This window comes from Cyclobacterium sp., from assembly GCF_014762705.1.
Taxonomy (GTDB): Bacteria; Bacteroidota; Bacteroidia; order Cytophagales; family Cyclobacteriaceae; genus Cyclobacterium.
In genome coordinates, this window is record NZ_JABURL010000014.1 from 1 (window position 1) to 12,450 (window position 12,450).

Sequence of the window (12,450 nt, forward strand, 5' to 3'; positions counted from 1 at the left end):
ATATCCGTCGTGTTTTGGTTGGTATTTTGTACCTTCATAGCTATATGTTTTAGACAACATAATTTAATTAAAGTAGGCCGGTTTTCATAAGGAAAACCGGCTTATTTTGCTTATAAAGCCACTTTTTTTCTTAAATTAATAGCATTGGCCCCCTTGGTAAGGGGGATTTGGATACGAAAGGACTTACAAGCTTGGAAATACCGGTGAATTTGCTCAGTCCGTTTTAATGGTTAAAATTCAGCTTTTACATCAATCTATTAAAAATTCAAAATTTCGAAAAAATCCCTCCCGACTTTGGTAGACACAGGCTCAGAAACGGTAAGCCATTTGAACAGAACGTATAATTTGGAAAAAAAAGAATACCGATGAAGACAAATAGGCCTAAGTGCGCTAAATTACTACTTGAAAATACAGACAACCTTTATTAATGAACCACAAATCATGCCGCATCCACATCGATTGACCCAATTAATTTATTCGAAATTTGGCGCCAGCCAAGGGTTTCAAATATATAGCCTCCTTATCCTATTGCTATTCAGCGTTTCTTGTGATAACAATCAAGTGCTATTGCCGCCCGGTGATGCGGATAATGGTGGCTTGATCCTTCCGGGTGGATTTGAAGCACTGGTGGTCATCGACAGCGCCGGCCCAACCCGTCACATCGCAGTCAACGACAACGGGGACATTTATGCCAAGCTCCGCTTTTCCAGAGATAAGCAGGGGGGCACCATTGGACTTAGGGATCTCGATGGGGATGGAAAAGCAGACTCCCTTGTCCGGTTTGGAGACTATGAAGATGTAGGCGGATCAGCAGTGGGCGTTACCATTCACAATGGATACCTCTATACAAGCACCGTCAGGCAAGTACTCAGAAACAAACTAAGCCCGGGAGAATTGGTACCCGGCAGCAGGACTGAAGTGATACTCACCGATACGCACCCGAATGTGGCCAGAAACTGGCACACTACTAAGCCTGCTGCATTTGACGGGAAAGGGAACATGTATATCCCATTCGGATCACCCTCTGATGCGGGTCAGGACATTGACCTGTATGGTCCTACCGGCATCCCGGGCGGAAAGGGCCTGGATCCCAGTCCGGAGCGGGAGATGAATGCCGGCATCTGGAAGTTTGACGCCAACAAAGAGGGTCAGGTTCAAACTGACGGAACCAAATTCGCCACAGGTCTTCGGAGCATCGTCGGCATGACCTGGAGCCCGCTGGACAACCAGCTCTATGCAGTGGTCAACGGGATAGACAATTTTCACACCCTTTACCCTACGCTATACTCCTCCTGGCAGGCAGCTGTCCTGCCCTCGGAAACATTGGTGAAAGTGACGGAAGGTGCAGATTTCGGCTGGCCTTATGCGTATTATGACCAGTTGCAGGGAAAAAACGTTTTGGCCCCGGCTTACGGTGGTGATGGAAATGTCGTTGGCAGAGCAGCGGAATTTGACAACCCGGTAATTGGGTTTCCCGGCCATTGGGCACCCATGGAATTGCTTTTTTACCAGGGAGACCAATTTCCGGAAAGGTACAAGCAAGGCGTATTCGTTGCCTTTCATGGATCCACGGATCGATCTCCCTACCCGCAGGCCGGATACATCGTCTGCTTTGTTCCCCTGGTCGATGGGAAAGCTGGTGACTGGGAAGTTTTTGCGGATGGATTTGCCGGGGTAGATACAGTAGAAAATACCGGAGATGCCCGCTACCGGCCCATGGGCCTGGCGGAAGGTTCGGATGGCTCATTGTACCTATCCGAATCGAACAAGGGGAAAATCTGGAGGGTCATGTACAAAGGAGACAAAAAGGAATTTGGCGAAAAGCAATTGGAGGAAATGAAGCGGCTAACCGCCCACAAAACCTATATCAAGACACCGGTAGCGGGTGTAGATAATCTGGATAAAGGTTCGCTGCTGGAAGGAGGTATACTTTACAATACCTACTGCGCCACCTGCCACCAGCGCAATGGAGAGGGAGACAATAACCGGTTTCCGCCATTGGCCGGATCGGACCGGGTGCTTGGGGAGGCAGAGCCACTGGTAGCGGCTATTCTAAATGGCATACAGGGCGAAATAACAGTTCGGGGTAAAACATTCAACGGGTACATGCCGCCACATGCCAATATCCTGGATGATCATGCAGTAGCTTCCATAAGCTCCTACATCCGAAACCGATGGGGAAACAAAGCCGGTTCCATCAGCCCGAGTGAAGTCAGCAGAATCAGGGCAAAGGTGGTAAAGTAAACATGTCCGCATGAATCAGGCAAAATTTTGTTAATTTTCAGACTGTCCATATTTCCCGTTTAAAAAATGAAAACTGCTATTGTACCAAAAGTCAGCAAGCAAAAATATCCAGCCATCTGCGGCTTAATTCTCTGTATGGTCCTCATGGTATGCAACAGTGGCTGTAAGCAAAAACAGGATACCTATTCCAATTGGGGAGTCTATAAGGCAGACCCGGGAAGTAGCAGCTACTCGCCTATCGATCAGATCAACAAAGAAAACGTTTCTGACCTTGCGCTCGCCTGGGTTTTTGAACCCAACGACAGTCTTGAAGGTGGCAGGCCCCGAAACAGCGAGAGCAACCCGATTGTCATTGAAGATGTCTTGTACACCACTTCTGCCAGGGGACGGCTATTCGCAGTCCATGCAGGTACTGGCGAGTTAAAATGGAGTTTTGATCCCTTTTATGGTGAACGTGGCGGCGGAATCAAACGGGGAGTAACGTATTGGGAGGACGGAGCTGACAAACGTATTCTATTTACCGGGGGCGATAAACTTTTTGCCATTGATACCGGCACCGGGGTACCCATTCCAACTTTTGGCAACGAAGGCAAGGTGGACCTGAACCAGGGCATGCGGGGCGATCCGGATAAAATCTCAGTGATTCCTACTTCTCCGGGAATAATCTTTGAAGATTTGTTTATTCTCGGTACTGAGGTTTCAGAGCTGTATGGCGCAGAACCGGGCCATGTACGGGCCTATAACGTGCGCACGGGGGAGTTGGTATGGACATTTCACACCATCCCACAGCCTGGTGAGGTAGGGCATGAAACCTGGCCCGCAGATGCTTGGAAGTATGCCGGAGGGGCCAACAACTGGGGAGGATTGAGTCTGGATGCGTCCCGGGAGATGGTCTTTTTTGCAACCGGATCCCCTACTTATGACTATTATGGCGCAGATCGCAAAGGCATGAACCTGTTTGGCAACTCGGTAGTAGCGGTGAATGCCAGAACCGGTGCTTACATCTGGCACTTTCAGACAGTGCATCACGACTTGTGGGATTACGATTTGCCTGCGCCGCCTAACCTGGTTACTGTAGAACGGGAAGGCCGAAAAATCGATGCGGTTGCCCAAACGTCCAAAGTGGGATTTCTCTATGTGTTGGACAGAGAAACAGGGGAATCATTATTTCCTATCGAAGAAAGGCCGGTACCTCCCTCAGATGTTCCGGGTGAGGAAGCCTGGCCTACCCAGCCCTTCCCACTGAAACCGGCTCCTTATGCCCGGCAATACCTGGACGAGTCGGACATTGCTGATTATTCACCTTCCTCCAGGGATTCGCTGGTAAAGTTATTCCGTTCTCTTCGCTATGAGGGGCTTTTTACCCCCCCTTCCGTAAATGGGACCTTGCAGTTTCCCGGTTCACGCGGAGGATCAAGTTGGGGTGGTGCGGCCTTTGATGCCTCGACTGGCCTGCTGTATGTCAGGTCTAATGATTCACCCGAAATCATGCGTCTGAAGAAGGTGGAACCGGAAAGTGCTATCAGAGACCAATCCGTATACCAACAGGGAGAATCGATTTACACCAGTTATTGTGTAAGTTGCCATGGCAGGGACCGAAATGGAGACGAACAGGGAAATCCATCCCTGGTAGGATTAAAAGGACGTATGAGCCGGGAAGATGTGCTTACCAAAATCAAGCAGGGAGCAGGTAAAATGCCCAGCTTCTCCAGTGTTATCAATGACAAAAGAAAGGAAGAGGCTATTCTGGCCTACCTCTTTGAGAATGAAACCAACCAAAGTTCGGGACGCGAGACATACCTGTTAAAAGAAATCAATAGTAATCAAGGCGCGTCGCTCGAAAACCAGACCATGGATAGTCTCCCGAGATACCTGAACCTTACCGCCTATGGATATTTCAGAGATCCAAAAGGCAGACCGGGGATCAAACCGCCCTGGGGCATGCTTCATGCCATCGATTTGAATACCGGGGAATATGCCTGGAGCGTTCGTTTGGGCAATAATCCTGAACTTCAGTTTGGTGAGCAAGAGACAGGTGAAGCGGGTTCCGCCGGACCCACCGTTACCGCTGGTGGACTGGTATTTATCGCCGGGACACGGGACAATAAATTTCGGGCCTTTGATAAGGATACCGGTGAAAAGCTTTGGGAAATCGACTTACCGGGCTTTGCCAATGCCAATCCCAGTACCTATCAGGTGGAAGGCAAGCAGTACATCGTGCTTTCCGTTGGAGGAAATTCGGAAAATACTGCCGGGTCAGTAATGGCGTTTTCACTGCCAGATTGATAGATGCTAAAAAGCTATACACGCCTATCCTTGTACATACAATGGTGATGAAACCAGTGGAGCCGTATAAAGGGAAGGGTTTCAACGTGAAGGTGTCAGTTTGAAGATTTGATATCTGGGCGTTTAAAAAAAATCACCCTTCCCCCTTTTTAAAAGGGGGATTTGCCTGATCTGCTTTTTCAGTGTCTATTTCAAGGAGGGAACTGCTTGACTAAATAAACCTAATTTTAACGGCAAAAATATAAATCGAACTCAGAAAAAATGTGCGTATCAATTTTGCTTATAGAACTGTCTACAACCTGATCCTTGATTTTTTTCAATTTGTTTCCCGTTAAGAAGAATTATATTTTGTAGTTCAGATTTACCATTTATTTCGTAACTTCAATATCTAAAAATCCTCATTATGAAAAAGAATATTTTAATTGGAGCTGGAATAATCGTATTGATATTTATTATCTGGGTGGTTTATGGCTTGTTTTTCGCCACACCGGTAAGTCCGCCGGCTACTACTTCCTACAGCCAGGACGGGTTAGAAATCACCGTGGATTATAGCCAACCTTCAAAAAAAGGCAGGCTGATATTTGGGGAGGAAAGTGATGGTGCATTGCAGCCTTATGGCCTTTACTGGAGACTGGGTGCGAATGCCGCTACCGAAATCACCTTTAACCAGGATGTGACCTTTGGTGGTGAGCCTGTAAAGGCCGGAACCTACCGCATGTATGCCATTCCAGGAAAGGATGCATTTGAAGTAATTTTAAACAGCGAAACTGGTGTTTTCTTTGGAGCGGTGGAACCAGATTCGGAATTGGATATAGTAACAGTTGATGCCCCTGTTCAACCAACTCCTTCGGAAGTGGAGACCTTTACCATTGATATCAGTTCCTCAGAAGGCGGTGCGACAATTACCTTTAGTTGGGATCAAACCCGGTTTACCGTACCGGTTGCCCTACAATAATTAATGGCATTCTCTAAAAAGAAATGGGTTTGGTTGCCCATTTCATTTTTATTGTTTCTGGGCCTGGCGTATTGGCTTATAGGTAAAATTCAGTATCGGCTTAACGTGATGGATGTAGAAGAATATGCACCTGTATCCACACTTAAAGTACCAGAGCACTTGCTCAACAGTGCGAAGTATCCTTTCGTAGATGTGCATAACCACCAGTTTACCATGCCCATTCAAAATCTGGACGAATTGGTACAGGAGATGGATGATTTGAACATGGCCGTAATGGTTAATTTAAGTGGTTTTAGAGGAAAATACCTGGAGTGGTCGCTGGACAATGTCAACGAAAAGTACAGCAATCGATTTATCCTTTTCATGAATCTTGATTTCGAAAAACTGGATGACGAGGGCTGGCCAAATGAAACCCTGAGCATGATGGAGGAGGCGGTTAAGATGGGTGTAAAAGGCCTGAAAGTATATAAAAGCCTTGGTCTCACCGATTCGGACAACGAAGGGAATAGGATACAGGTAGATGATCCCCGATTGGACCCTATATGGGCCAAGTGTGGTGAATTGGGTATCCCGGTGCTGATCCATACAGGTGAACCTGCTGCTTTCTGGATGCCGAAGGACAAGTACAACGAGCGGTGGCTGGAGCTCAAGCAATACCCTTCGAGGTACAAGGATCCGGAAACAAACCCTTCTTTTGAGGAAGTAATGGCCGAACAGCACAACATTTTCAGAAAACATCCGAATACCAAATTCATTGCCGCCCATTTGGGTTGGTTTGGCAATGACCTGGCAAGGTTGGGAAAGCTGCTGGATGAAATGCCGAATGTGTATACCGAATTAGGCGCTGTTTTAGCAGAATTAGGTAGACAACCGGTTACGGCCAGAGCCTGGTTGATAGCCTATCAGGACCGGGTCATGATGGGAAAAGATGCCTATAACAAGGAAGAGTACTACACTTATTTCCGTGTACTGGAGACCAGTGACGAGTATTTCGATTATTACCGGAAACGGCACGCACATTGGAAAATGTATGGCCTGGCACTACCTGATTCTGTTTTGCGCAAAATCTACTATAAAAATGCGGTAGAGGTGATTCCGGGCATTGATACGTCTTTGTTTGATGGACCAGGTGACTAAAAAAACCAGGCATAAAAAGTCTAATGCAATGTTAAAAAAGGCATTTTTGTGGTCTTCGGATTCAAATGGAGGTTTTCTACCGCGATACCTGTACCCTGCCGCTTGCTCATGCGTTTTATCTTCATATGGAAATTCGGGGGCATGAGGTACTGGTTTAATTTTGCGAATGATTGATGCGGACGGCCCCCCCCCTTCCCTGAGGGCCAATTTTTCGGTGATTTCACTATTTTGGCTTTTGGCCCAAGCCCATTTAAGTCACTTTCATTATTCCTCTCATCGTTCTCCAATGACCTGGAAACGTACAAATAAATGGGTAATCACCTGGCGTGTCAGGCGCTGTAAAATCGAGTTGATATGCTTGATTGGAATTTACTAAAGGAGTGAAAAATAATACTTCCTTCATTTCCGGTATAAAATTCTTTTCATACCCATCATCTAAACTGGCCATATTGTCTGCGGCTACACCTACTTTTTCTATGGCTCCCGGCTCAAGGATCAGTACATTATGTGGCATCTGATCTTTGTTATCAAACAGAATGGAAACAGTTTTCCCGGCAGGTACTTCAAAGACCTCTTTATCAAAAAGCATTTTCCCTGGCAGCGTCCCTAAATTAATAATTAATTCTCCTTTTTCTTTGTCGGCTGTCTTCTGTAGGGCCCGGGAATCCTGCTCGGGGAACAATATATCCAAATGATTTTTCTTGAAATCTTCTACGGCTGTCACTCCTGCCAATTCCTCCAGATCTTTTTCTGAAAGTGCCGCCACACCATATTGTTCATAATTGGGGTCGGCCTTTATAAATCCCGGAACCTGAAGTTCGGCTCTGGAAGCCAATGGCCGTAGTAGTCTGGCGGCCTTTTGAGGCTCATTCGCCAGAAATTCTTTGTTGGTTTTGAACATTTCCATCCAAATTGGCTTCAGGTGCTTAAAGGATTCCATTAGTGCATAATCCAAATAATCATCAGTAGGTAGAGCTGAAACTTCCAGTAGGCTATTCACTGTTGCCTCATTTTCAAAATGACTCAACGCTGCAATGGATTCCAGCCTTACACGAGGGGAAGGATCCTTAGTTTTGGCAATCAATTTTTGCTGTGTATTTTCAATTTCATCCTTCCAATAATATAAGACTCTGGTTGCAGCTGCTCTTATTGGCGCTTCAGGGCTATCCAATAAGGCCTCTAATAAAGAGAGGTTAACCTGGTTAAATTGCTGATAGACCCATAAGGCTTCCAGTTTCAAATGCGCTGATTCAGGATTTTTTGGATCCAATTGATTAATCCAGGCATCAAGTGCAGGAGCTATTACCTCCCAGTCAAATTCCCTCAGTTGGATCCTGGCCCTATACCTTTCTCTATCTTCATAGACCTTAAGCTGATCCAGAAGTTCCCTGATACCCAATTGTGTCATGTCAACAGGTTTCAAGGTTTTCTTGTCCTTGTATGTAATCCTCCAGATTCTACCCTTACTGGAATCCCTTAAAGAATCACGGAAATTTTGCTCCCCATGTTGGATAATTGGATCATACCAATCCACCACATACAAGGCACCATCCGGGCCAAATTTCAGATCAACAGGACGAAAATTAGGGTCCTTTGATTGGAGAAGAGAAGAGGTTTCATCAGCCTGTATACCACTTCCTGAATTGCTTACTACATGTTGCCTTACCCCTTGAAATCCTATAAAAGTATTGAATAAAACATTTCCCTGGGCCTTTTCAGGAAAAGCCCTGCTGGAAATAATCTCTATCCCACAGGTCTTTGGTTTCACCTGGGAATTAAGGAAATCTTTCATCACCATATGTTTTTTGGGATAATCAATGGCTACTGTTAGTGGTGGCGCAAAATAATTCATTCCTGTAGAAACATCAGCTACCAGGTGGGTCCCGTCACGCATGAAGACATTGCCCCAGGGATTGGCATAAGGATAAGAAATATTTGCTTCCAACTTCATGGTATATGGTTCATACCTCCAGGTCGTCCCATAAGCACCTCGTTTTGGTCCATAAGGGGTTTCAATTTGGGAATGTAAAAATGTCCCCATATGGAAATAAAGCGCTCCATCTTGTCCCCAGGTAAAAGCACTTAGGCTGTGGTGCGAATCTTCTGTCCCCAAACCACTGAATAAAATATTTCTGGAGTCAGCACGACCATCTCCATCAGTATCCTTTAAGTGGACCAAATCAGGTGCCTGGGTCACATAAACGCCTCCATCACCCAGTTCAAATCCCAGGGGAAGGTAAAGACAGTCTGCAAAAATGCTATACTTGTCTGCTTTCCCATCCAAATTAGTGTCTTCAAGTATAATAAGCTTGTCCATAGGAGGATCTCCTGGAGTGTACTGGGGATATGACGGCATACTTGACACCCACATTCTTCCTTGCGGATCAAAGGTTATTGCCACAGGGTTTGCAATGGGAAAATCTAATTCAGAAGCATAGAGTTCTATTTCGTACCCCTCCTTTAATACAAACTGTGATTTGGCTTTTTCAAGTTCTTTCAGAGTGGTCGTCTGGTCCTTTAGGCTTTTAGCTCCCTGTTTAAAACCAATGATATTTTTGGCTTTATCCAGATCCGCCAGGGAACCCTTTGCACTTCCGGACCATACCACACTGTCTAGCCGCTCAATAATCGTATCAATAAGCCTGATTTCCTCCTTCAATGCCTCACCTCCAGACCAATCCTTGCGTCGACCATAAATATACTCTCCATTTTGGGCTTTAAACCGGTAAAAGAAATGTTGGTTCTTCTTTGCAATGGCTTCCCTAAGCAGCCTGGAATTAGTATTGTCCTCCCAGGTTGCCACCGGAAAGTCCAGAGCACCTGCCATGTACTCACTAATCGTAAGGTATCCTGTATCATTTGGGTGAATTCCATTCGAAGTCAGCGGACCAATTGATTGCATCAAATCCAGGGAGGGCTGGTACAAATCAATAAAAGGAATGCCCAGACTTGAAGCCACCTTACGCATCTCATCGGTGTAAAGACTCAAATTTTCGTTATGTACTTTTGGGTCTGGAAGAAAGCCCCCCATATCCTCATGGGCAATGGGAGAAACTAAAATAATTTGAGGGCTATTTTCACCATTGAATTGTTGCTGTTGCAAATGGGAAAGGAAGTCATTCAAATTTTTGGTAAAACTCACTAAACTGTCCGGACCATTGAAGGATTCATTTAAACCAAAGAAAGCAAAAATCACATCCGCTCTTTGTTGTTGCAAATGGTCATCCAGGGTTCCAAAATGAAGCGGTCGGGGTCGTAAATTCACTTCATCGGCATTCCAGGCCAGGTTCCTGACCTTCAGGTTACGGTCGGGGAAACTTTGGTACAATAAGGTTTCAAAATAATTATTGTTCTGAAGACGGTCAGCAAAGGTATTTCCAATAAAAACAATGGTGCTGTTGTCTTCCGGGTCAAACTGGTACACGACATTTTTACTTCCACAAGCAAATACAATAGAAATAGCAACCATCGAAAAAGCCAAAATGGCCGGTGATTTTCGAGTTTTAATGGGGTTTAAATGGATCATGGGGTATTATTTATTACTTGCAGCATTTTGTTTTAAGTTATTAATTTACCTAAATGAATTAATTGGTTAAATTAATTCAGCTCATATCGGTTAATGGTGTACGAATTGGCTCTTGGGCAAAATAGAGCCGCACAGTAGCCTGCTATTATTCCAGGCAGCTGTATGTTTTTTCCGGATCCATCAGATGCCCCCAGCCATAAATTTCTTCATTTTCGATTCCTTTTATTGGTTTTAAATAGCCACTTTCCACCAGCCCGGCCACATGAAAATAGACAGCATCGACATCAGAGGGTTCATTGCTTGGAAAATGGCTGAAACCTCCATCCTCCGGGTTTCGGCAGCTTAATATCCAATCTGTAGCCTTCCGATAGGCCTGCTTTATCTCCCGTTTTCGGCTATTACCGCCAACTTGTTTCAGAATAAACAAAGCGTCAAATACCGCATGAACATCCCAGTCAGGTGGATTGAGGGACCAGGAGCCATCCGTTTTTTGATCTTTTAGCACCCGATTCACCATTTTTGCTGCCATAGGGGTTTCCTCACCAATTAATCGATAGTAATGAGCTGCGTGGAAGGTAGACGCCACATGATCCCCTATATAGCCGTCTGCAGTTTGATTACCCTTTAAATACATTCTCATTTTCTCATCGATATAGGAAGGCATTTTATCTTTCCAGGCACTGAAATAGAGGGCAAAAAAGCTGGTGGTGTACAAGGGAAGCTCCTGAAATCGGTTCTCCTGAAAGAAATAGTCTATAACCGGAGAAGGGTCGTACCTTGGCTCCTTTCCCAATATTTTTAATGCCGCCACACTTTGCACAGTATTGTATAATTTTGCGAGTGGCTGCTCCATGTCTCCTTCTCCTGTGGGGGCATAAAAGGCACCATCCTCTTTCTGGCAGGAAAGAAAAAATCGGATTGTTTCCTGCTCATAGGGCAATTCCCAACCAAAGGTTTTATGAACAACAACAGCATAGGTTGGGGCCGCAATGCCGGAAAATTTTGTATCTGAATTTCCCGGATAGTCGGTAGGTACGCCAGGCCTGAAGGTCCCGTCCTTATTAGCAACCTTTTTAAAAAATGAGCGGACACCTTTCAGTACTTCATTTTTACCATCAATCGTCAATAAACCAACATCTCCCAAAGCTACTCCTCCAGTAAATAGCGGAATTAATTGCACGATTTTTCTTCGATTAAAACCCATAAGGTATTAGGTAGGTTGTTTTACTAAATATAGGAACTTTGATTTATATGCACCACCAATCTCCTGATCCGGAACCTGTTGTATGAAAAAATTCCGATAAACAATTAAATATCAGTAATTTATATTCAGGAGCTAATTGCTTCTCATGAGTTTTCAATCAGGTAAGCTCGTTATCGATTATGAGGTGATCATTTTCATTCCGACTTTTAATAGTAAGAAATCCAGACATAGCCGAATTTTATCCAAAAAATGAACAGCGGTGGGATTTTTTTACTTTACTTCCTTGACCACTATCAGGCTATGGTAGTTTTGCTTTTTAGGTAAACCTTTTTTTACTCCCGCTCATCATAAATCTCCCCTGGAAAATTGCTTGTATCAAATACAAAAGTACTGGCAGGAAGCCCCTGGTCGAATTGGATCTTAGTGAATTCGTAGGTAATGGTGGTTTGCCTCCGGTCAATCGTGATAATCTTTTCAGGAAATTTGGTATGTTCATTGATCCACAGCCTGGCCTGGTTTATATCCTCTGCTTGCCTGGTAATAATCAGGAAGATTTGGTCCAGAGTGCGTCCGGCTACTGTCTGTTTTCCCTCATAACGGGCGCTGATGCTTTCTTCATTGAACAAAAAGAAAAGCTGCTCAATGCCCAATCCTTCTTCCGGATCATATGGCAATATGTTCAACTCCGATTCAGCTGGAGATCCGCTGGGTATAAGAATCCAAATGGATTTTCCATCACAAAAAATCTCCTGATCGGCCATCATAAGCGCGTATTTTCCTTTTGCGTAGTGCAGGACTCCTTTTTTTGAGATACCAGCTGCCATACCCGGATTTTCCAGACTGTAAACAAAATCAGCAGAAAAATCGCTGAGGGTATTGAACTTCGCCTTGTAACTGCTAAGAATTTTTGTTGCAAGGTCTTCCTGGCTGAAACCGGTGAGGAACGCACCAAAAAAACCAATTAAAAATAGGACGATTAGGTTATTTCTTTTCATGGCTTTTCCTTTAGTTTTGCTGGAGCAAGATACTAATCCTTAGTTTATTATAATCAATATCTAAGTGGTAAGCACATTTTTTTTTAAACCAATCCATTCTTAG

At 44.8% G+C, this 12,450-nt stretch carries 7 protein-coding genes; 4 read left to right on the forward strand and 3 right to left on the reverse strand.

The features are described from left to right. Nucleotides 1–441: 441 nt before the first annotated feature. The 4 genes from HUJ21_RS01455 (at nt 442) to HUJ21_RS01470 (ending at nt 6,622) form a co-directional block, all read left to right on the forward strand. On the forward strand, nt 442–2,244 hold the full coding sequence (locus HUJ21_RS01455; protein WP_291366719.1) for a c-type cytochrome: 1,803 nt from the start codon (nt 442–444) through the stop codon (nt 2,242–2,244). Nucleotides 2,245–2,310: 66 nt separating this feature from the next. Beyond that, on the forward strand, nt 2,311–4,530 hold the full coding sequence (locus HUJ21_RS01460; RefSeq protein ID WP_291366720.1) for a PQQ-binding-like beta-propeller repeat protein: 2,220 nt from the start codon (nt 2,311–2,313) through the stop codon (nt 4,528–4,530). 403 nt (nt 4,531–4,933) lie between these two features. Next, nucleotides 4,934–5,485, forward strand: coding sequence for a DUF2911 domain-containing protein (locus tag HUJ21_RS01465; protein WP_291366721.1), 552 nt, complete (start codon nt 4,934–4,936; stop codon nt 5,483–5,485). 3 nt (nt 5,486–5,488) lie between these two features. After that, nucleotides 5,489–6,622 carry an amidohydrolase family protein gene (locus tag HUJ21_RS01470; RefSeq protein WP_291366724.1) on the forward strand — a complete coding sequence of 378 codons (1,134 nt, stop codon included), beginning with the start codon at nt 5,489–5,491 and terminating at the stop codon, nt 6,620–6,622. A gap of 250 nt (nt 6,623–6,872) precedes the next feature. Here the strand turns inward: HUJ21_RS01470 and HUJ21_RS01475 are convergent, their stop codons facing one another. The 3 genes from HUJ21_RS01475 to HUJ21_RS01485 form a co-directional block, all read right to left on the reverse strand. Further along, complete coding sequence (locus HUJ21_RS01475; RefSeq protein ID WP_291366725.1) at nt 6,873–10,148, reverse strand: PVC-type heme-binding CxxCH protein; 3,276 nt, start codon at nt 10,146–10,148, stop codon at nt 6,873–6,875. 145 nt (nt 10,149–10,293) lie between these two features. Further along, nucleotides 10,294–11,328, reverse strand: a complete 1,035-nt coding sequence (locus HUJ21_RS01480; RefSeq protein ID WP_291366727.1) for a prenyltransferase/squalene oxidase repeat-containing protein — start codon at nt 11,326–11,328, stop codon at nt 10,294–10,296. A 356-nt stretch (nt 11,329–11,684) separates the two neighbouring features. Beyond that, a complete protein-coding gene (locus HUJ21_RS01485; protein WP_291366729.1) occupies nt 11,685–12,347 on the reverse strand; it encodes an outer-membrane lipoprotein carrier protein LolA in 663 nt (220 codons plus the stop codon). Between the last annotated feature and the right edge of the window lie 103 nt (nt 12,348–12,450).

Coding starts and splice junctions, on each gene's coding strand:
- HUJ21_RS01455 (WP_291366719.1), top strand. CDS start 442: ATGCCGCATCCACATCGATTGACCCAATTAATTTATTCGAAATTTGGC.
- HUJ21_RS01460 (WP_291366720.1), top strand. CDS start 2,311: ATGAAAACTGCTATTGTACCAAAAGTCAGCAAGCAAAAATATCCAGCC.
- HUJ21_RS01465 (WP_291366721.1), top strand. CDS start 4,934: ATGAAAAAGAATATTTTAATTGGAGCTGGAATAATCGTATTGATATTT.
- HUJ21_RS01470 (WP_291366724.1), top strand. CDS start 5,489: ATGGCATTCTCTAAAAAGAAATGGGTTTGGTTGCCCATTTCATTTTTA.
- HUJ21_RS01475 (WP_291366725.1), bottom strand. CDS start 10,148: ATGATCCATTTAAACCCCATTAAAACTCGAAAATCACCGGCCATTTTG.
- HUJ21_RS01485 (WP_291366729.1), bottom strand. CDS start 12,347: ATGAAAAGAAATAACCTAATCGTCCTATTTTTAATTGGTTTTTTTGGT.